The organism is Pseudomonas sp. LW8 (assembly GCF_041956865.1).
Classification (GTDB): domain Bacteria; phylum Pseudomonadota; class Gammaproteobacteria; order Pseudomonadales; family Pseudomonadaceae; genus Aquipseudomonas; species Aquipseudomonas siliginis.
Window position 1 is genome coordinate 4,236,319 of the sequence record NZ_CP168138.1, and the last position, 21,907, is coordinate 4,258,225.

The following is a 21,907-nucleotide window of genomic DNA, read 5'->3' on the forward strand; positions in this document are numbered from 1 at the left end:
GCAGGCTCGCTCCCACATTGGTTTTGTGCCGATTCAGATGTCGCTATCAGGCGAGGTTTTCGTCGGTGGTCGGGACGATCAGAATGCCGGCGCGCAGGCCGTTCTTGACCTTGGGGTTGGGGAAGATGATTCGTGCGCCCTGCTCTTCGATCACCCAGCGGGTATTGGCCAGGTCTTCGGCCAGCACATAACCCGGTTCCAGCTCGGAAAAGTTTTCGATGTCCGCCGGCAGGTTCAGGCGGAACGCATCGCTGTGCTTGATGATTTCCCGCGCCACGCTGAACAGCTGCAAACCATCCAGCCCTTCTTCTGTCTCCGGCTCAGCGCCTTCGATGATCTGCTTCAGGCGGGTTTCCAGCAGTGAGACGTTGACGCCATCGTTCTGCCCGAACGGCCGCGCCTTGCCCAGTTCCAGAGTGAAAGCCTCGGCGTCGAGTTTGTCGTAGGTGTACGAACTGAAGACGATCGACGGTTTGTTCTGCAACAGCACTGCTTCCATGCCGGCGGCGCGCAGGCGCGCCAGTTCGCGACGGGAATGCTGGCGCCCTTCCTTCCACGGGTACAAGGCGAACTGTTCGATCTTCGACCCACGAATCGCCGTGTGCAGGTCGTAGTGCAGACGCTCGCGATCGGGCTTGCTGAAGAAACTCGCCGCCAGCCGTTCCAGCTCACAGGCGCGCAACGCTTCCGAGCCGCTGCTTTGTTCGTGGCGACCGTTGAACAGTCGATTGACGTCCTGCTCGACGAAACGCTCGCCCTTGCGGATGGCTTCCGGGTTGCCGAACAGGAACAGAATGCGTGCGCGCGGCTTGAGATCGCCGCGTGCGATGTCGTGCAGCAGCCGATCGAGCAACTCGATCGGTGCCGTTTCATTGCCATGGATGCCTGCCGACAGCAGCAGGTCCAGGCCATTGTCGCGCGCTTCCGGGGGCCGCACTTCCAGCGCCCCTTCGCTCAACCACCGCATGCGCACGCCTTCGACAGTCAGTTGAGTCTTCTCCGCCGGTTCGCGGCCGGCGAGGGTCAGTTCAAGCAGTTTGCCGAGGGCGAGCATAGAGCGGTTTCCTTAGTGGTCGTGGTTGCAATCCGGGCCGTGTACGTGATCCTCGTCAGCGCCGAGGTCAGCCGGTTCCATTTCCAGTTGCAGACTTACCAGATTAGTCGCCAATGGGCGCAGCAGCAGGTTGGCGTACTCTTCGTCACCTTCCTCGACGTCCACGCCGATCAGCAGCTGGCCACGGCCGTCCTGCTGGATCCACAGCTCTTTGCCTTGCCACATGACCGCAACGCGGGTGCACGAGGTTTGCAATTGCGTGCCGTCGGTGTCTTCAAGGATCAGCTGCAGGGAATCGCTCATGTTTTTACTCTCTTGGGGTGACACGCCGCGCGCCACGTTCAGGCAGCGCGCTGGCGATCAATTGATCTGGAAGGGATAAACCGCGCCCAGTTTAAGGATTTGCGTCAGTTCATCCAGTGCCGTCCGGCATTCAAGCAACAATTGCGGGTCCGCCAGATCGGTTTCGCTCAGGCGGTCGCGGTAGTGCTTTTCAACCCATGCGGTCAACGAACCGTACAACGGGGCCGTCATGATAACGCCTGGGTTGACCGCCGCCAGTTCGGTTTCATTCAGCGCCACGCGCAGACGCAGGCACGCCGGGCCACCGCCGTTCTGCATGCTTTGCTTGAGATCGAAGACTTTAACTTCGCGGATCATTCCGCCGGAGCTGGTCAGGCTTTGCAGATAAGCCCAGACGCGTTCGTTGGCCTGGCATTCCTGCGGCACGATCAGCAGCATCGAACCGTCAGGACGCGAGAGCAACTGGCTGTTGAACAGGTAGGAACGCACCGCGTCATCCACGGTGACTGCCGAACGCGGCACGCAAACGGACTGGAAGTTACCACCGACCTTGGCCAGTTTGCCTTGCAGTTCGGCGAGCATCTTGTCGGTCTCGAGGAACGCGTCCTCGTGATAGAACAGCACTTCACCGTTGCCCACAGCGATCACGTCGTTGTGGAACACGCCCTGATCGATGACGTTGGGATTCTGTTGCGCGTAGACCACGCCTTCGTCACGCAGACCGTGCAGACGCGCGACGGCTTGCGAGGCTTCGAGGGTCTGGCGTGCAGGGTATTTCTGCGGCGCCGGGAAACGGTTGTCGAACGCACTGCGGCCGAACACGAAAAACTCGACGCCCGCCTCGCCGTACTCACGGCAGAAACGCGTGTGGTTGGCCGCGCCTTCGTCGCCGAACTGCGCCACCGCCGGCAATGCGGCGTGATGGGCGAAGTGCTGTTGATCGGCGAACATCGCGCCGAGCACGCGGCTGGTGGTCGGGTGTTCGATGCTGCGGTGATATTTGCAATTGAGGTTGGCAGCGGTGAAGTGAACGCGGCCGTCAGCGGTGTCGGCACTCGGGCTGACCGTAGCAGCGTTGGCCACCCACATGCTCGACGCCGAGCAACTGGCGACCAGCAGCGGCATCGCTTCTTTGGCGGCGCGCTCGATCACTTGCGCGTCAGTGCCGCTGAAGCCCAGACGGCGCAGCGCCGCCACATCAGGACGTTCCTGCGGAGCCAGCACGCCTTGCTGAAAGCCCATGTCCATCAGCGCTTTCATTTTTGCCAGACCTTGCAGCGCCGCTTCCTTCGGGTTCGAGGATTGCTGACTGTTGCTCTGCGAGGCGACGTTGCCGTAGGACAGACCACCGTAGTTATGGGTCGGCCCCACTAGACCGTCAAAATTGACTTCATAGGATTTCATCAGCGAGGCTCCACGAGAATCTGTTGTTATAGGCTTCAGTAACTATTCTTTGCGACCGAGGCGCGGCCTTCGCGAGCAGGCTCGCTCCCACAGGATTTAGGTTGGACACAAAATGTGTGAACACCACTGAACCTGTGGGAGCGAGCCTGCTCGCGAATGGGCGCTACGCCATTTTCACGCCAGGCGTCAGAGCCGATGGCAACACCAGGCTCGGGGTTTCCAGCGACGCCACCGGGTACGCGCAGTAATCCGCTGCGTAATAGGCGCTGGCGCGGTGGTTGCCCGAGGCGCCGACACCGCCGAACGGCGCGCTGCTCGCGGCACCAGTCAGCTGTTTGTTCCAGTTGACGATGCCGGCGCGGCTTTCCAGCCAGAACTGCTGGTAACGCGCTTCGGAATCGGAGAGCAAACCGGCGGCCAGTCCATAAGCGGTGTTGTTGGCTTCACTGATCGCCGCGCCGAAATCGGCATAGCGGATCACTTGCAGCAGCGGCCCGAACAGTTCTTCGTCCGGACGCTCAGCCACGGCCGTTACATCGACAATGCCCGGGGTCAGCAAAGCCGACTGCGCCTGTGGCTGACTCATTTCCAGCAGCGCCACCGCGCCGTTGGCCAGCAATTGCTCTTGCGCATCCATCAGCGCTTTCGCCGCGCCGAGGGAAATCACCGAGCCCATGAACGGCGCCGGTTGCTGATCGAAGGCACCGACTTCAATGGTCGAACTGACTTCAACCAGACGCTTGAGCAGGCTGTCGCCCCACGCGCCTTGCGGCACCAGCAGACGCCGGGCGCAAGTGCAGCGCTGGCCGGCGGAAATGAATGCCGACTGAATGATGGTGTACACCGCCGCGTCCAGATCAGCAACCTGATCGACCACCAGCGGGTTGTTGCCGCCCATCTCCAGGGCGAGGATCTTGTCCGGACGCCCGGCGAATTGCTGGTGCAGGTGATTGCCGGTGCGGCTCGAACCGGTGAAGAACAGACCGTCGATGCCCGGATTCGCCGCCAGCGCGATACCGGTTTCCCGCGCGCCTTGCAGCAGGTTCAACACGCCTGCCGGCAGGCCGGCTTCGATCCAGCACTTGACCGTCAGCTCGGCGACTTTCGGTGTCAGTTCGCTGGGCTTGAACAGCACGCTGTTACCGGCCAGCAGCGCCGGGACGATATGACCGTTAGGCAGGTGACCGGGAAAGTTATAAGGACCAAACACCGCAACCACGCCGTGGGGCTTGTGGCGCAACACGGCGGTGGCGTCGCCCAATGGGCCGCTCTTCTCGCCGGTGCGCTCGCGGTAGCTCTGCACCGAAATCGCGATCTTGTTGACCATGCTGGTGACTTCGGTCGCAGCTTCCCACAGCGGTTTGCCGGTTTCTTCGCCGATGGTGCGAGCCAGTTCGTCAGCGTGGTTTTTCAACGCAGCGGCGAAAGCTTCGAGGACGCTGATGCGCTCCTCGAGGGTGCGACGTGCCCACTGAGGAAATGCCTGGCGAGCAGCCTGAACCGCCGATTCGACCTGCGCAGCAGTGGCGCCCTCGCCCGCCCACAGCACTTGCTGGGTCACCGGGTTCAGCGATTGAAAGGCCTCGCCCTGACCGGCCAGCCACTCACCTGCGATGTATAGCGAATTCATTATTTCGACTCCCGTGCAGCGGACAGCGCCACGGCGCGAACCTGATCGCCGGCGCTGAGTTGAAGACGTTTCGCGGTCTGCGGATCGACCACCAGGGTGCCCGCAGCCAGGCGCGCTGGTGCAGCCGTGATGCGGCAATCCTCGCGCTTGCGGTTGTGGATGATGAACGGCGTGGCGTCATCGCCCGGCGTGCCGACGGCCAGCACCAGCGCTTCGCTGTCACGCACCGCGCGGATCTTGCTGGTTTCGCATTCGATGGCCGGGCCGGCGTCGAAGATGTCGACGTAACCCTGGTAGCTGAAGCCTTCGCTCTTGAGCATGGCCAGCGCCGGCTCGGTGTCCGGGTGCACCTGGCCGATGACGTTGCGCGCGTCCGGCGAAAGGAAGCAGGTGTACAGCGGGAATTTCGGCATCAGTTCGGCGATGAACGCCTTGTTGCCGACGCCGGTCAGGTAATCGGCCTGGCTGAATTCCATCTTGAAGAAGTGCCGACCGAGGCTTTCCCAGAACGGCGAGCGCCCGGCGTCATCGGACACGCCACGCATTTCGGCGATGATCTTGTTACCGAACAGCTCCGGGAACTCAGCGATGAACAGCATGCGCGCCTTGGACAGCATCCGGCCGTTGAGGCCGTTGCGGTAATCAGCGTGCAGGAACAGCGAGCACAGCTCGGAATTGCCGGTCAGGTCGTTGGCCAGAAACAGCGTCGGGATTTCGCGGTAGATGTTCAGCTCTTGCGAAGCGCTGACCGTCAGTCCGACGCGGAAGTTGTACCAGGGCTCACGCAGGCCGACCGCGCCGGCGATGGCGGAAATCCCCACCACGCGGCCGTCATCGTCTTCGAGCACGAACAGATAGTCCGCATCGCCACGCCCGGCTTCGCCGCGAAAGGTCTTCTCGGCCCAGCCGACCCGGTGGGTCAGGCGCTCTTCGTTGGCCGGCAATGTGGTCAGGCCGGTGCCGGTGCTGCGGGCCAGGTCGATCAGCGCGGATAAATCGCTGCTGCGTACGGGACGAACAATCATGCTATCTCCTCAAACGGGCCGCTCGCGCCACCCGTGAAACTCGCTAAGGCGTTAAACCGCCACCAGGCGCACGCTGGCACCTTCACCGACGCCCAGGGCTTCGGCCGCTTCCATATCCAGCGTCACCGGTTTGCCCGGCGCGTAATCCAGCTCCAGCAACACCGCGCGGTAATCCTGCAACTGCGCATTGGCTACCAGGTATTGACGCCCGGCACCTTTGACCGGCTCGCCGATCTTCACCGGCACTACGCGGCTCTGGGCGATCGAACGGATCCCGGAAACCCGTGCATGCAGGGTCGGGCCGCCGTCGAAGATGTCGATGTAGTGATCGGTTTCGAAGCCTTCGCGCATCAGGATGTCGAAAGTGATCTGCGCACGCGGGTGCACCTGGCCCATCGCCTCTTGGGCGGAATCCGGCAGCAGCGGCACGTAGATCGGGTAATGCGGCATCAGCTCGGCGAGGAAGGTGCGGCTTTTCAGCCCGCACAGGCGCTCGGCCTCGGCGTAGTTGAGGTCGAAGAAGTTACGCCCGATCGCATCCCAGAACGGCGAGTCGCCATTCTCGTCGCTGTAACCGACGATCTCGGTCACCACCGAATCGGCAAAACGCTCTGGATGGCTGGCGACGAACAGCAGACGGCCACGGGAATTGAGCTCGGCCCACGGCGATCCGACCAGCTCGCGCTGCACATAGAAACTGGTCAGCAAGCTGTTGCCGGTCAGGTCGTGGCACTGCGAGAGCACGTGGATCTTGTTGTGGATCTTCAGCTCGCGGGAGGCGTGGACGAAGGTCTCGTTACGGAAGCTGTAGAACGGCTCCGAATAACCGGCGGAAGCGACAATGGCCGAGCAGCCGACCAGTTTGCCGGTGCTCGAGTCTTCGAGGACGAAGAAGTAACTCTCTTCACCGTTGAAGCTCACTTCGGCGGCGAACGAGGCTTCGCTCGCGGCGATCTTGTCGCTCAGACGTTCCACGTCATCCGGCAAGGAAGTGACACCAATCGGGCTGTCCGCAGCCAGACGCTGTACCTCGCCCAGATCAGCCATTTGCGCGGGGCGCATCACCAGCATGGTGTCACTCCTTTCTCTTCAATATTCACAGAAAAAACCGGGCCCACATAAAGATCGATGCAGGAATGGGACTTGTGGCGAGGGGATTTATCCCCGCTGGGGGGCGAAGCACCCCCAAAAATCTGGGGCCGCTGCGCAGCCCTTCGGGGATAAATCCCCTCACCACAGGTTCAATCCAACAGGTGAATGTGCCCGGTATCAAAAATTGGTTCGGCGCCGGAAAAACTCCAGGCGCCGAAAGGTCCATCAGGCTTGCGTCAACTTCGCCGCAGCACGTTCGAAGCGGTCGAGACCGGCATCGATATCGGCATCTTCCACCACCAGGCTCGGGGCGAAACGGATCACGTCCGGGCCAGCCTGGAGAATCATCAGGCCTTCCTGTTCGGCGGCGTTGAAGATGTCCTTGGCCTTGCCTTTCCACGCTTCGCTCAGCACGCAACCGATCAGCAGACCGAGACCACGCACCTGAGTGAACAGGCCGTATTTCTCGCCGATCTGTTGCAGGCGGGTCTTGAACTTGTCGTGCTTGGCGTTCACGCCATTCAGCACCTCAGGGGTGTTGACCACGTCGATCACCGCTTCGGCGACGGCGCAGGCCAGCGGGTTGCCGCCGTAAGTGGTGCCGTGGGTGCCGACGACCAGATGTTTGGCCAGCGCTTCGGTGGTTATCATTGCCGCGATCGGGAAACCACCGCCCAGGCTCTTGGCGCTGGTGAGGATGTCCGGGGTCACGCCGTAATGCTGGTAGGCGAACAGCTTGCCGCTGCGGCCCATGCCGGTCTGCACTTCGTCGAACACCAGCAGCGCGTTGTTCGCGTCGCACAGTTCGCGGGCACCTTGCAGGTAAGCCAGCTCGGCCGGCAGCACGCCGCCCTCGCCCTGGATCGGCTCGAGCACGACCGCGCAGGTCTTCTCGGACACCGCGGCTTTCAGCGCGGCCAGATCGTTGTAGGGAACGTGGGTGATGCCAGTGATTTTCGGGCCGAAACCGTCGGAGTACTTCGACTGGCCACCGACGTTGACGGTGAACAGGGTACGGCCGTGGAAGCTGTTCAGCGCGGCGATGATTTCGTATTTCTCGGTGCCGAAACGGTCGAATGCGACGCGACGGGCCAGCTTGAACGCGGCCTCGTTGGCTTCGGCGCCGGAGTTGCAGAAGAACACGCGCTCGGCAAACGTGGCGTCGATCAGCTTGTGCGCCAGACGCAGGGCCGGTTCGTTGGTGAACACGTTGGACACGTGCCACAGCTTGTTCGCCTGTTCGGTCAACGCGCCGACCAGCGCCGGATGCGCGTGGCCCAAAACGTTGACGGCAATCCCGCCGGCGAAGTCGATCAGCTCGCGGCCGGCCTGATCCCAGACCCGGGAACCGGCGCCACGCACCGGAATGAAAGCGGCAGGCGCGTAGTTGGGAACCATTACCTGGTCGAAATCGGCGCGTTGTACCGCAGCGTGCTCAACGGACATCGGAGTCTCCTGAAGAGGAACACCCGCCTGGAACTGGCGAGCGATGAGGGGATTGTAAGGACAGTTGGGTGCCCGGCCTTGTCGCCAAGCGACAACTTCTTATAGCGCAAACCCCGGATTTTCCCGGGTTTACGGCAATGCGACATATAGCGTCGCAAAGGCGCAGTTTACCGGGCGCGGCCGATTTGCGGCAGGCCGCGCAGGATACCAAGTCAGCCCCCACGGCAGAGACATAAATATCTACCGCACGGTGGTCGCTTGCCGCTGATTTGCTGAGGGTTCTTCCCAACGCCAAGGAATGGCCATGCATTTGTCTGAAGCACCCCCATCGACAACCCCGGATGCCGCACATGACGCGCAACATGCGGACGAGCATTACCAACCACTGAAAAACGCGATTCCGGCCTGGCTGGGCGACACCTCAGCCACTCGGCGCGAAGCGCTGAAGAACAGCGTCCCGCAACAGCCGGCCACGCTCCAGGTCGCGCCAGCCGAACAGCATGCGTTGATGAAAAGTCTTGGGGCGGCGCATATCACCGCGCAGAGCCGGGTCGACAAGAGCCTTGAGCACTTGCAGGACGCTGCGGCCTTCGCCGAGCCCCTGCTCAAGGCCGAGCTGAAAAGCTGCTTCGATCTGGAACTGGATGTCAGAAACACCTACGTGCGCCTGTACATTCCTGCCACCACCCCATGGTTTCCGATCCGCACCGGCGCCCGCGCCTGGTCCGTGTCACTGCTTGAGGCGGCACTGCATAACTTCGAAGAAAGGGAAACCGAAGACGACGCCTTCGAAGCCGAGTCGACATTCACTAGCGCACCTTCGGCTACAGGACAGTTTGAAACCCTGCCCGACATCAAGGCGAAACTGAGCATTCCCGCATTCACAAAACTGTGCCGTCGACTGGATATCGGCGCGAAATACAAAGCCAGTCTGGAAGACAATCTGGGCTACTCCGATCCGATGGTCGCGTCGGTCTTGCGCGGCAAGATCGACGCCAGCCAGAAGGCCGCGATGAAATCGGCCCTGCAATGGGCGCGGATGAACCGCGACGTGTCGGAAAACGCGGTACGCCTGATCGAAGCCATGCTCGACGGTGTGAAAGGCCTGCATGTGCACGGCGCCCCGCTGCTGTGTCATGACATGACGATGCTTTGCGCACCGCTCACCGGCATCGTGGTATTCGCCCCGGACCTGTACATGACACGCAATGCAGCGCGCGTCGTCGCCTACGTTCCGGATGACCCCGAACATCCGTTCAAGGAGTACGCCTCGCCATTGGAAATGGTCGTGGAACTGACGCGCCGGTTGCGCTCCAGGGACTATCAGCAGTTCTTCAGCCGCTTCGTCAATCACGACCAGCGCGGCTTCTTCTTCAGCACCCTCAACAGCCGGCTGAGTGAAATCCGCTGGCACCCGCACGAACCCGGCGACCCTCGGCCGGCGTGGCGCGAAGCCGCAGTGGAGCGGCCCGATCTGCAGACTGCGCTGACGCCGTTTTACGACGATGTGTGGCAACACCTGTACCAGGCAAAACTGAACAAGATTTTCAATGACGCCCGAACCATTGCCGTACCGACTGCGTTGGTCGATCAAAGGGCGCGCTGGGCGTTCTGGGATTCGCTGGTCAACATCCTCTCTTCCATCGCCCAGACCGCCGCAATGATCGTCGCGCCGTTCGTGCCGGTGCTCGGTGAAGCGATGATGGCGTACATGGCCTATCAGATGCTCGATGAAGTATTCGAAGGCATTGTCGAGTGGGCGCAGGGGCGCACGACCGAGGCGGTCGAACACCTGATGGGAACCGTGGAATCGATGATCCAGTTGGGCATGTTCGCCGTCGGCGGTGCGATTGGCGCGGCCGAGTTCCGCAAGGTATTGCCCAAGGAAATCGTGGCGTTCATCGACCGCTTCAAACCGGTACAACTGGCCAATGGTGACACCCGCTACTGGCAACCGGATCTCGAACGCTACAAACATCCGCAGCGCCCGAGTGCCGATTCGCAACCCGATGCCCTGGGTTTGCATGCGCATGAGGACAAGCTTCTGCTGCCCTTGGAGGACGCGCACTTTGCGGTCACGAAAAGTCAGGTGCCGGGGCAGTACCGCATCGAACATCCGAGTCGCCCCGACGCTTACCAACCGGTGCTGCGCCACAATGGCGAAGGCGCCTGGCACACTGAACTGGAGCAACCGCTGGAATGGGATGGCGCAACCGCGCTGCGCCGTATCGGCCCTGCGGTCGAGAGCTTGTCCGCGAGCGAGCGCGAAACCGTGCTGCAGATCAGCGGAACCAGCGAAGACGCGTTGCGCAAAATGCATGTCGAGCAGGAAAGCGTTCCGCCTCTGCTGGCCGACAGCATCCAGCGCTTCAAGATTGATCAGCAGTTGCAACGCTTCATCGACCAGCTCGACAGCGCTGATGCTGAAGTTTTCTTGCGCGCCGACCCGGCCATGCAACTGGAGGTGCTCAGCGAATACGGCCGCTGGCCAGGCGACCAGTGCCTGCGTCTGCTCGATCGCCAAGGCGAGCAACTGTGGCAATCGTCTGCCGACACAAGCCTGCCGGTAATCGAACTACGCCACGACACGCTGGCCGGTGGCGACGTGCTCAAAAACCTGCTCCAAGCCCTCGACGAGACGCAGATCAAAACCTTGCTGGACGAGCCCTTCGCGGGACCGACGCCGTCCATCGAGGTCCGCAGCCACAACCTGCGAAAACAAGTGGCCGACCTCGCCAGACGCAACACCAGCGCGCTGTTCGAGTCGCACTATCAAGCCCTTCAGCACCTCGACGACCCGCTGGCGGCACGACTCAAGACCCACCCTCCCCAATTGCCGGCCAGCATTACCCGCGAACTGCTCGATACCGCGACCGGCAGCGAACTGTTGCAGATCAGCGAAGGACAATTGCCCCCGCGCCAGCAGGCACTCATGCAGATGGCCAGTGACGAGGTGCGCGTTACCCGCGCATATGAGGGCCTTGAGCTGGATTCGGTGAGCAATCACGACTCTGACTCTCTGGCGCTGCACAGCCTCAAATTGTTGCCGGGCTGGAGCGGCGATGTACGTATCGAAATCCGCGACGGGCGCTACGAGGGCCGGTTACTGGACGCGATCGGCCGTGACGATGCGCCCGAATACAAGGTGCTGGTTCGCCGCGACGATGGCCAATACCAACCTTATGACGATCGTGGGCAGCAGCTGCATTCGTTCGCTGATTTCTATTCCAGCCTGTTGTACGCATTGCCCGACAGCGAGCGCCAGAGCCTGGACATGCGGATCGGCCAGGGTCAGGCGCTGAAGGCGGCCATTCGTGAACGCACGCTCGAGCGCAACGAGTGGCGTCAGGTGATTGCCGATACGCCGTCCCGAGCGCCGGCTATCGACACCCTGCGCCTGCTCGGTACCGACGGTTACGCCCATGCTCCGCGTCCGCCACGCCCCGCTTACCAGCCGCACACCCTCGAAGAAGACATCCGGGTGCTCTATCCACGCATGTCGAACCATGAAGTGCGCTTCCTCGCCGAAAGCATGCGAAGCAGTCCCGCAGGCCCGCGCGCCGAAATGCTTCGTTTGCAAAATGACTACCTGCAATTGCAGAACGAACTGCATGTCTGGGCCAACAATCCGCCCGCCGTGCACCCGGAAACCGGCACGGCGCTCACCTCGCTGGAGAAGCGCGCCGAAATCCAGAATCGCAGGCTGCTACGGGAACAATTGCTCAAAGCCTGGAGACGGGAGCACGTCACGGGTATCAATCACCGGGGCTTTGCCGCCGGATACGCCTTGCGCCTTACACCTGCGGTGATGGGCGACTTGCCCGTGTTGTCAGCAGACTTCAGCCATATCACCTCGCTCGCCATTGATGGCAGCCCGATGACCACATCTGTCGACAGCTTTCTGCAGTCCTTCAGCCAGTTGCAGAATATCGATGCGCGCAATCTCAATCTGTCGAGCCTGCCGCAAGCACTGACTTCGATGCGCTCGCTGCGCGAATTGCGCTTACGCAATTGTCGGATCAGTCTGACGACGGTCACAGAGTCAGTGCTCGCGGCCATGCCGCAGCTCACCCTGCTCGATCTGCAAGGCAATGCGCTGGGCCTGCCTCCGGACCTGCACACACTGCCTTCATTGCGCTACGTGAACCTGTCGGATACCGGCATTCACACGGTGCCCGACGATCTGCTGGATCATCCGCGCCTGATTTCGGCGCAATTCGATCGCAACCGCATCACGCGGATACCGGACAGTTTTTTCAACCTGGCAAGCTCCCTCAGCGATGGTTTTACCTTCGCCGATAACCCGTTGACGGCGGCTTCTCGCGAGCGGGTAAAAGTGTTCTACGAGCACACCGGAAGGCACTTCGGCGTCCGGCCCGTGCAGGAGGTTCTGCAACGCACCATCGCCTTGTTTCCATCCCTCGACACGGAAGGCGCAACACAGGTGTTGTACCGATTGCCCGGGCCATTGGCGGAGTGCGGCGTACAGTTGTCCCGCTGGGAAAATGAACTCGGCGTGCTGAATCTCGAACTCAGTCAATGGATCAACCAGGCCACCGTGACCGCCTCTGAGTCGGGGGAACGTCTTCCCCTCGAGGCACAGGCCCGCGAACTGGAGGCCCGGCGATCCTTTGCGCAACAGATCGAGCAATTCTGGCGCAGCCCGCCCCTGTACCCGCGCCTTGAAGAACTCAGGGCAACGGCGACGTTCAGTGGGGATATGCCGATACTCAGCGCCGGTCTCGAGCGCGCGACGCAGCTGAACCTCACCGGCACCGCCAATAGCACCGCTGCCCTGCGCTTCGTGGAGTGCTTCCCCAACCTTGCCAAGCTGAAAATGAACGGTTTCGAACTGGGACCGCTTGCGCTGGGCGAAGCAAAACTGCCTCAACTGAGCGATCTGGAGCTGAAAAATTGTGGCGTGGTCATGACCCCGGAAAATCAGGCTGCGCTGCTGTCACTTGGCAGCCTCGACTCACTGGACCTGAGCGACAATCCGTTGGGTACGTTCCCCGACCTGAATTTGTTGCCCGAATTGATCTATCTCGATCTGTCCAACTGCGGGCTGACCGTCGTTCCCGAAGGACTGGCCAGCCATCCGGGGTTGCGAACCGCAGTGCTCGCAGGCAACCGCATCACGCAACTGCCCGAGGCGCTGTTCGACCTCCCCGCCGAGCGCAGTGACGGCATTGACCTTGCCGACAACCCGCTATCGGCCGCCACCCGCGACCAGATCAAAAACTACTACCGCCTCCATCGCAACGACTTCGACGTATTGGCGGCCGAGCCGGACGTGAGCCTCGCCCGGCAGTTGTTTCCCGGTTTGAACAAGCAAGAGGCCAGCGAGATGATTTACGACTTGCCCGGCGACCTGGCCGACGGTCGCCAACAGCTGCTTCGCTGGCAAGCAGAACAGCAACAGATGCGCGATGACCTGACCCGCTGGGCCTTGGCAACGCCGTCTGCGCACCCGGTTACCGGTCAGGCCTTGAGCGCAAGCGAGCGTTTGGCGCAACGATCCGCACGCTCGGACTTCAAGCAATTGATAAAGGATTTCTGGGGCGAAAGATCGATGGGTACCGGCAGGCGCACGACTTCTTTCGCGGCAGACCTCAAGTTCCTCGGCGAAATGCCGCGCCTGACGGTCAACTTCGATCACGTTACCAGCCTCAAGCTGGCGGGCAACGTGACGATCGCGGGACTGGAGCCGTTCGCTGCCTTGTTCCCGAATCTTCAGATGTTGGAACTGAAAGCTTTCACACTCTATGACATCCCTTCATTCGTCAGCCGTCTGCACTATCTCAAAGAGCTCAAACTCAATGACTGCGCGCTGACGCTTACCCCTGCCGGGCAGCAGGTACTTGGCGCGCTGCCCGAGTTGCGGTTGCTCGATCTGAGCCATAACCCACTGACAAACGCGCCAGACCTGACAATCCTGCCCAAGGTGACGAACTTCTCGCTCGGCCATAGCGAACTGACGAGCGTGCCGAAGGGCATCGCCGAGCATCCGCTGCTGCGAGAGCTCCATCTCAATAACAACCAGATAACCGTGCTGCCCGACGCTGTTTTCAGTTTGCATCCCGAGCGGGCCGACAGCGTCTATCTGAACGACAATCCTCTGTCCATGAATGCCCGCGACCGCGTCAAGCGCTACTACGCCGCACAAGGGCGCAACTTCCGGATCAAGCCGGCATCGGCTGACATTGCCATGGCGCAGAGACTGTTCCCGCGACTGGGCGAAAACGCTGCGATCAACATGATTTATCGCCTGCCCGGGACATTACAGACCGGTACGGCACAACTGGTCAGATGGGAGGCGGAAATTGCCCGCATGATCAGTGATCTCAACACATGGAGCGCGCGCCTGCCGGTCAACAACCCTTCGACAGAGCTGCCCTGGACTGCGCCGGAAAGATTTGCAGAACTCGCCGCCAGACAAAGATTCAGCAGCGACCTTGAGAAACTCTGGCGCGGCCGGCAAAACGAAAACTCAGCCCTGCGGTTCAATACTTTCGAAGCAGATGCGACATTCACCGGCGAATTGCCGGAACTGACCGCTGACTTCAGCCACATCACGCATCTCAACCTTCAGGGCAATCCGGGGCTGAACATTCCCGATGGTTTTTTCCGAAGCTTCAGCGGGCTGCGCGGACTGGAACTGCAGGATTTCGCCTTGGGCCGGATACCCCAATCGCTGCCAAGCCTGCCGTTGCTTGAGAGGTTGATGCTGAGCAAGTGCCAGATCACTCTGGATCCTGCCGGACAAGCGATCCTGTCCACGATGACCCGATTGAAATCTCTGGACTTGTATAGCAACCCTCTGCAGGTGACGCCCGATCTATCGACCCTGCAGAACCTGACGTTCATCGACCTGATCAACACCGGCATCGATAGTGTTCCCGCCGGGCTGGAACAGCTGCCGCACCTGGAAGTCGCGTTGCTGAGCGACAACAACATCAGCGAATTGCCGGCGCAACTGACGCAGTATTCCGATCGCGGCATTGAACTGGGCGGCAACCCGTTGTCGGTTGCTTCCAGAGAACGGATCAAGGCCGCATTCCAGGCCAAGGCTGACAACTTCGGTGTCTGGGTCCAACAGCAAGACATCGATCTGGCGCAAAGCCTTTATCCATCGCTGTTCGGCTTCGATGCCAACGATCTGGTCTACAAGCTTGCGGGCACGCTGGCCGATGGACGTGTTGAGCTGATGCGCCGCAAAACCGAGCTCACCTCCGTGCTCGAACGCTTGGATAGCTGGGCCAACGAGTTTCCCGACGATTCTGGCACGCAGATGCCGCTCGCGAACGACGCGGCAGCCAGAGAAAGACTCAACCGCCAGCACTTCAGGCAAAACCTCGAAGACGACCTGCGCCGTGCGCCCTCGTTCCTGACAGGGCCAAGGGTCAGCTGCGAGTTGTCGTTTACCGGTGAGCTACCGCCGCTGACTGCGCGTTTCGACCACATCGAACAATTGAAACTGACCACCACAGCGTCCGCTGCGCCTCGGATCGATCGTCTGCTGGAGCTGTTCCCGAAGCTCAAAGGCATCGACATCCGCAATTATCCGCTAGGCGAGATTCCCAACCCGATCTTCGCTATGGACAGGCTGCGCAGCCTCTATCTGCCTGACTGTGAGATCACGCTGACTGCGCAGACCGCGCAAGCATTCGCAACGCTGAGAAACCTGAGATCGGTGGACCTGAGCGACAATCCGCTCAACATCGCTCCGGATCTGAGTCATTTCCCGCAGATGACCGATGTGCGTCTGGGCAACTGTGCCTTGAGCAAGGTGCCTGACGGCCTGCTCGAACTGCCTCGATTGATGTACGCGGACTTGTCCGGGAACGCGATCACCGAGTTGCCGGGCGAGTTTCCTTTACAGCCCGGCGACGTGCTGACCGAATACGACTTCAGCGACAACCCGCTGACTGCCGAAAGTTTGCAGCGCCTGCAGCGGTATGAGGCGGCGTATCAATTGCGCCTGCTGGAGCAGCAGTCGAGCAACGACACCGCGTATCAGACGATTGAGGATTTCCATGACTTCTCCGGCGGCATGGAAACCGATTGAGGGTCGATCCGCGCTCAGCCACGCTCCGGCGGCACTGACGACAATTCGAACGGGCTGCTGCTGCGCCGCTGGTTGCGATCTTCGCGCGGCGTGGCACCGAAGAAATTGCGATAGGCGCTGGAGAAATGCGGCCCCGAGGAGAAGCCGCACGAGAGGCCGATCTGGATGATCGACTTGCTGGTCTGCATCAACATCTGCCGGGCCTTGTTCAGGCGCAATTCCAGGTAGTACTGGCTCGGCACGCGGTTGAGGTATTGCTTGAAGATCCGTTCCAGCTGCCGACGGGACACGCACACATGCTGGGCGATTTCGTCGGTGGTCAGCGGCTCTTCGATGTTGGCTTCCATCAGCAACACCGCTTGGGTGAGCTTCGGATGGCTGGAGCCGAGGCGATTCTGCAACGGGATGCGCTGACGCTCACCGCCCTCGCGGATGCGCTCAACGACCAGTTCTTCCGACACCGCACCGGCCAGTTCCGCACCGTGATCGCGGGCCAGCACCGCCAGCAACAGGTCGAGCACCGACATGCCACCGCAAGCGGTCAGACGATCGCGATCCCAGTCGAACAGATGGCTGGTGGCGATGACTTTCGGGAAGCGCTCAGCGAAATCGTCCTGCCAGCGCCAGTGCACGGCGGCGCGATAACCGTCGAGCAAACCGAGCTGGGCCAGCGGATAGACACCGGCCGACAGACCACCGATCACGCAACCGGCACGCACCAGTTGCTTGAGCGCACTGCTCAGCGCCGGCGCCAGGGTGGTCGGCGGCTCGTCGGCGAGCAGGAACAGTTTCTGGAAATTCTCGAGCTTGCCGGCCCAGGGTTCGCCGGGCAATTGCCAGGCACCTTCGCTCTGCGGCTCGGCCTGCAGGAACGACAGTTCGTAAACCACGTCCGGGTGCACCCGCTGCGCAACACGCAAGGCCTCCTCCGCCAGCGCCAGCGTCAACGCTTTAGTGCTGGGCCAAATCAGGAAACCAATTCGATGGGCAGTCATGGGCGGGCAATCCGAAACGAACAACGGTGATGAAGGCATGGGCCAATGCTAGCCCGGAAATGAACACAAATCCTGAAACCGGTGAAGATCAGAATGTGGGAGCGAGCCTGCTCGCGAAGGCGGTGTACCAGTCAACATAATTGCTGGCTGTTGTACCGCTTTCGCGAGCAGGCTCGCTCCCACAGGGATCTGAGCCAGCCAGAAGATCGCGAAGCATGACCTAATCTGGTGCGCAACGGCAGCCCTGATTTATTTCAGGCTGCCCGACAGAAACTGCTGCAAGCGCTCCGACTGCGGGTTGACCAGCACTTCGCGCGGGTTGCCGCTTTCTTCGACGACGCCTTTGTGCAGGAACACCAGCTGGTTCGACACTTCACGGGCGAAGCCCATTTCGTGGGTCACCACGACCATGGTGCGGCCTTCCTGCGCCAGCGCCTGCATGACTTTCAGCACGTCGCCGACCAGTTCCGGGTCAAGGGCCGAAGTCGGCTCGTCGAACAGCATCACTTCCGGTTCCATCGCCAGCGCACGGGCGATCGCCACGCGCTGCTGTTCGCCGCCGGACATGTGCCCCGGGAACGCGTCTTTGCGATGGGCCACGCCAACCTTGTTCAGGTAGTACTCGGCTTTTTCGCGCGCTTCGTACTTGGGTACGCCGAGCACGTGCACCGGCGCTTCCATGATGTTTTCAATCGCGGTCATGTGCGACCACAGATTGAAATGCTGGAACACCATCGACAGGCGCGAACGCATGCGTTGCAGCTGTTTTGGATCAGCGGCTTTCAGCGCGCCATCCTTGTTCGCCACCAGTTTCAGCTCTTCGTTGTTGAGCAGGATCTTGCCGGCGTGCGGCTGCTCGAGCAGGTTGATGCAACGCAGGAAAGTACTTTTGCCGGAGCCACTGGAGCCGATGATGCTGATCACATCGCCGGCGGCGGCTTTCAGGGACACGCCCTTGAGCACTTCGTGACTGCCATAGCGTTTATGCAGGTCTTGGACTTCAAGTTTGTACATGCGGTCGGTTCTCACAAAAACAGTCAGTCAGTCGTTGAGCAAGCGCCCGTGACGCAGCGCTTCGCGCCCCGCCACCTTGGCCAGCCAGAAACCGGGTTGGGCATAGCGCAGCCGTTCAATGGCAAACAGCACCCCGGACGTACCAGCACATACCGTGCTGACCCGATCGGACACAGGGTCGATCACTTGAAAAATCTCATCGCCCGCCTCGACCCATTCGCCAGGCCTGCGGGAAAAACTCACCACACCGGGGTGGGGTGCGAACAACAATTCGGTGCCTTCGAACGGCATGCCTTCGCACGGTTCGAAGGCCGGGTCCGGCCACTCGCCGGTGATCAGACCTTGCTCGGCAAGGAACGCCAGAATGCCTTCAGCATAAGCCTCGGCTTCGACGCGGCCAGTGTCGGCCTGCCCGCCCAGCTCGATCGTCGTCGCCAGACACGCCAGCGGAATCTGCGCCTCGGGGAACTGCCGCGCCAGACGCAACCATGGCAACGAGCAGGCTTCATCGAACGAGCTGCCGCCGGAATCTTCCGCGAGCAGACCAACCTTGACGTTCAGGTGCGCCGACAGCGAACGCCACTGCGGCCAGTGCTGCGGCAGCGCATACATGTGCAGCGCGGCTTCGGCATCGCAGTGCAGGTCCAGCACCACATCGGCGGTGCAGGCGTGGCTGAGCAGCACACGTTGCATGCCTTGCAACTGGCTGCTCGCTTCAGGCAATCCGGCCAGGTGGTCGGCCATTGCCTGACGGATCAGGCGCACATTGGCATGGGGATCATCACCGAGTTTTTCGCCCAGCGCCGCCGCGACCGGCGCGCTGAGCTCGACGAAATCACGATTGAAATTCTTGCCGCTGCCCGCCTCGAAACGGCCCTGGAAATTGCCTTGCAGCAATTGCCCGAGGCCGATCGGATTGGCCACCGGCACCAGCTCGATCACGCCGTTGAGCAAGCCTTGGGCTTCGAGTTCGCCGAGGCGCTTTTTCAGCTCCCAGGCGGTGCGCATGCCCGGCAGTTCATCGGCGTGCAGGCTGGCCTGGATGTAGGCCTTGCGCTCGCCGCTACCAAAACGGAAAACCGAAACCTTGCGCTCGCTGCCCAGGTGGCTCCACGGCAATAGGTGGTCGATGCGTTGCATATCAGTGCTTCCGTGGCGCGAGGTAGCTCAACCAGCGACGCTCGGCCAGTTTGAACAGCTTGACCAGAATGAAGGTCAGGCACAGGTAGAACACGCCGGCAGTGATGTATGCCTCGAACGGCAGGTAGAACTGCGCGTTGACGGTACGTGCCGCGCCAGTGATGTCGATCAGGGTCACGATCGACGCCAGACTGGTGGTCTGCAGCATCATGATCACTTCGTTGCTGTACTGCGGCAGCGCCCGGCGCAGGGCCGACGGCAGCAGGATGCGCTTGTACAGTTTGAAGCGCGACATGCCCATGGCCTTGGCCGCTTCGATCTCACCGTTCGGCGTAGCTTTGAGGCTACCGGCGATGATTTCTGCGGTGTAGGCGCTGGTGTTGACCGCAAACGCCAGGCAGGCACAGAACGTTGCGCTGGACAGCCACGGCCACAGGAAGCTTTCGCGTACCGCTTCGAACTGGGCCAGACCGTAGTAGATCAGGAACAGCTGCACCAGCATCGGCGTGCCGCGAATCACGTAGGTGTACAGCCACGCGGCGCCATTGACGAACGGGTTTTTCGAGACGCGCATCAGCCCCAGCGGCAACGCCGCGAGCAAACCGAAGAACAGCGACAGCGCGAGCAGTTTGAGGGTGGTCAGCAGGCCGCTGAAGTACAGCGGCAGTGCCTCCCAGATGACGTTGTAGTCGAAGATCATAGATCAGCCGCCCTTACGCCTACCGAGTAGCGCTTCTCAAGGTGACGCAATGCCAGCAACGAGACACTGGTGATCACCAGGTACATCGCCGCCACTGCGAGGAAGAAGGTGAAAGGCTCGCGCGTGGCATCCGCCGCCTGCTTGGCCTTGAACATCATGTCTTGCAGACCGACCACGGAAATCAGCGCGGTGGCCTTGGTCAGTACCAGCCAGTTGTTGGTGAAGCCGGGAATCGCCAGACGAATCATCTGCGGCACCATCACCCGGAAGAACACCTGAAAACTGCTCATGCCGTACGCCATGCCCGCTTCGGCCTGGCCCTTGGGGATCGCCATGAACGCACCACGGAAGGTTTCCGAGAGGTACGCACCGAAGATGAAACCGAGGGTGCCGATACCGGCGGCCAGCGGGTTCAGATCGATGTAGTCGTCATAGCCGAGCATCGGCGCAACGCGGTTGAGCAAGTCCTGACCGCCGTAGAAGATCAGCAGGATCAGCACCAGGTCGGGAATGCCGCGGATCACCGTCGAATACAGGTCGCCCAGCCACGCCAGCCAGCGCACCGGCGACAGGCGCAACGCGACACCGATCAGCCCGAGAACGATGGCCAGAGCCATGGACGACAAGGCGAGCTGAAGCGTCAGCCATGCGCCATCGAGGATGACAGCCCCGTAGCCTTTCAACATGATTCAGGTCCTCGAAAGTTGGGATGAAAAAATGGCGCAAACCGCAGAGATTCTGTTGCTTGCGCCATTTCGGACTTGTCGCAGAGACGTGTTACTTGCCGTAGATATCGAAGGCGAAGTACTTGTCCTGGATTGCCTTGTATTTGCCGTTCTCGCGGATGGCCGCGATGGCAGTGTTGATCTTGTCTTTCAGGGCGTCGCCCTTGCGCACCGCGATACCTACGCCGTCGCCGAAGTATTTGACGTCGGTGAAGGCCGGGCCGACGAACGCGAAGCCTTTGCCGGCGTCGGTTTTCAGGAAACCATCGTCCAGCAGGGTGGCGTCAGCCACGGTACCGTCGAGGCGACCGGCAGCCACGTCGAGGTAGATTTCGTTCTGCGAGCCGTACGGCTTGATCTCGGCGCCCAATGGAGCCAGAACTTCGCGGGCGAAACGCTCGTGGATCGAGCCACGCTGTACGCCGATGTTCTTGCCTTTCAGCTCAGCCAGACCTTCGCTGACCTGAGTACCGGCCTTCATGACCAGACGCGCCGGGGTGTTGTAGTACTTGTTGGTGAAGTCGACCGACTTCTTGCGATCTTCGGTGATCGACATCGACGACAGGATCGCGTCGATCTTGCGCACCTTGAGAGCCGGGATCAGACCGTCGAACTCTTGCTCGACCCACACGCACTTGACCTTCATTTCTTCGCACAGCGCGTTGCCGATGTCGTAGTCGAAACCGACGATGCTGCCGTCCGGTGCTTTCGAAGCGAACGGAGGGTAAGCCGCTTCGATACCGATCTTCAGCGGTTTTTCGTCAGCGAAGGCATTCATCGACAGCACGGACAGTGCCAGGGCGCCAAGCAGCACAAGTTTCTTCATCTTGGGACTCCATCGGTAAAGGGCAAAAACGGCAGAGTGAGCGACAGCCCAATATGCGAATGGGTGAATCGGAAATCGGTTGCGCATCGGCGGAAATTTCCCATTGGAACCGCAGGCGATTTCAACGTCAGCCACGATGAGCGAGTGATCGGCATTCTAACGACAGGCCCGAAGCCGATATTTCTTCAATGCGACAACTAATTACAGATGCACCGAGAAAGCGGTTTGAGCTCATTGACAGCCCTGCAATTTCATGCAAGAGCGAAAGACAGTGAACCGATACATATTGCAAGTTGCGGGCCTATTATTCGTAAACCCTTCTAATCCGGCAAGCGCAGCGTTATGTCTTATTTTTCAGCAGGGCTTTGGAGGCTCTAAAACGGCGCACCGCGTTTCCCTTCGCCCCGGTTTGGCGCGGGCGGTTACACATTGGGTTGTGGCGGGTAACAGCGGGAAAGGTCTGACGGTGCAGATCGATAATTATT

General features: G+C 61.0%; 14 protein-coding genes. 1 reads left to right on the plus strand and 13 read right to left on the minus strand.

Going from position 1 to position 21,907, the window contains the following annotated elements:
• Positions 1-46 precede the first annotated feature (46 nt).
• From astE to AB9L16_RS19190, 7 genes are all read right to left on the minus strand, one after another.
• The gene (gene astE, locus AB9L16_RS19160; RefSeq protein WP_150637549.1) at positions 47-1,054 is read right to left on the minus strand and encodes a succinylglutamate desuccinylase; all 1,008 of its coding nucleotides are present in this window, start codon (positions 1,052-1,054) and stop codon (positions 47-49) included.
• A gap of 12 nt (positions 1,055-1,066) precedes the next feature.
• On the minus strand, positions 1,067-1,357 hold the full coding sequence (locus tag AB9L16_RS19165; protein WP_016773591.1) for a hypothetical protein: 291 nt from the start codon (positions 1,355-1,357) through the stop codon (positions 1,067-1,069).
• A gap of 57 nt (positions 1,358-1,414) precedes the next feature.
• The gene (gene astB / locus AB9L16_RS19170; RefSeq protein ID WP_056788059.1) at positions 1,415-2,761 is read right to left on the minus strand and encodes an N-succinylarginine dihydrolase; all 1,347 of its coding nucleotides are present in this window, start codon (positions 2,759-2,761) and stop codon (positions 1,415-1,417) included.
• Positions 2,762-2,924: 163 nt separating this feature from the next.
• A complete protein-coding gene (astD, locus tag AB9L16_RS19175) occupies positions 2,925-4,394 on the minus strand; it encodes a succinylglutamate-semialdehyde dehydrogenase (RefSeq protein WP_375123778.1) in 1,470 nt (489 codons plus the stop codon).
• Positions 4,391-5,416, minus strand: coding sequence for an arginine N-succinyltransferase (gene astA / locus AB9L16_RS19180; RefSeq protein WP_024014014.1), 1,026 nt, complete (start codon positions 5,414-5,416; stop codon positions 4,391-4,393). The genes astD and astA overlap by 4 nt, the downstream gene beginning before the upstream one ends.
• 51 nt (positions 5,417-5,467) lie before the next feature.
• On the minus strand, positions 5,468-6,487 hold the full coding sequence (aruF, locus tag AB9L16_RS19185) for an arginine/ornithine succinyltransferase subunit alpha (protein ID WP_024014015.1): 1,020 nt from the start codon (positions 6,485-6,487) through the stop codon (positions 5,468-5,470).
• Between the two features lie 246 nt (positions 6,488-6,733).
• Positions 6,734-7,954, minus strand: a complete 1,221-nt coding sequence (locus tag AB9L16_RS19190; RefSeq protein ID WP_375122560.1) for an aspartate aminotransferase family protein — start codon at positions 7,952-7,954, stop codon at positions 6,734-6,736.
• 304 nt (positions 7,955-8,258) lie between these two features.
• On the opposite strand from AB9L16_RS19190, the gene AB9L16_RS19195 reads away from it, so the two are divergent.
• Positions 8,259-16,022 carry a dermonecrotic toxin domain-containing protein gene (locus AB9L16_RS19195; RefSeq protein WP_375122561.1) on the plus strand — a complete coding sequence of 2,588 codons (7,764 nt, stop codon included), beginning with the start codon at positions 8,259-8,261 and terminating at the stop codon, positions 16,020-16,022.
• Positions 16,023-16,036: 14 nt separating this feature from the next.
• Here the strand turns inward: AB9L16_RS19195 and argR are convergent, their stop codons facing one another.
• The 6 genes from argR to AB9L16_RS19225 form a co-directional block, all read right to left on the minus strand.
• Complete coding sequence (gene argR / locus AB9L16_RS19200) at positions 16,037-17,017, minus strand: transcriptional regulator ArgR (protein ID WP_024014018.1); 981 nt, start codon at positions 17,015-17,017, stop codon at positions 16,037-16,039.
• Between the two features lie 249 nt (positions 17,018-17,266).
• Complete coding sequence (locus AB9L16_RS19205; RefSeq protein ID WP_007912705.1) at positions 17,267-18,031, minus strand: ABC transporter ATP-binding protein; 765 nt, start codon at positions 18,029-18,031, stop codon at positions 17,267-17,269.
• A 27-nt stretch (positions 18,032-18,058) separates the two neighbouring features.
• Complete coding sequence (locus AB9L16_RS19210) at positions 18,059-19,171, minus strand: succinylglutamate desuccinylase/aspartoacylase family protein (protein ID WP_375122562.1); 1,113 nt, start codon at positions 19,169-19,171, stop codon at positions 18,059-18,061.
• A gap of 1 nt (position 19,172) precedes the next feature.
• Positions 19,173-19,871, minus strand: coding sequence for an ABC transporter permease (locus AB9L16_RS19215; protein ID WP_024014019.1), 699 nt, complete (start codon positions 19,869-19,871; stop codon positions 19,173-19,175).
• Positions 19,868-20,557: an ABC transporter permease gene (locus tag AB9L16_RS19220; protein ID WP_016773583.1), complete on the minus strand. Its 690-nt coding sequence runs from the start codon at positions 20,555-20,557 to the stop codon at positions 19,868-19,870. The genes AB9L16_RS19215 and AB9L16_RS19220 overlap by 4 nt, the downstream gene beginning before the upstream one ends.
• A gap of 91 nt (positions 20,558-20,648) precedes the next feature.
• Entirely contained in the window at positions 20,649-21,422 is a 774-nt protein-coding gene (locus AB9L16_RS19225; RefSeq protein ID WP_041479236.1) for an ABC transporter substrate-binding protein, read from the minus strand.
• Between the last annotated feature and the right edge of the window lie 485 nt (positions 21,423-21,907).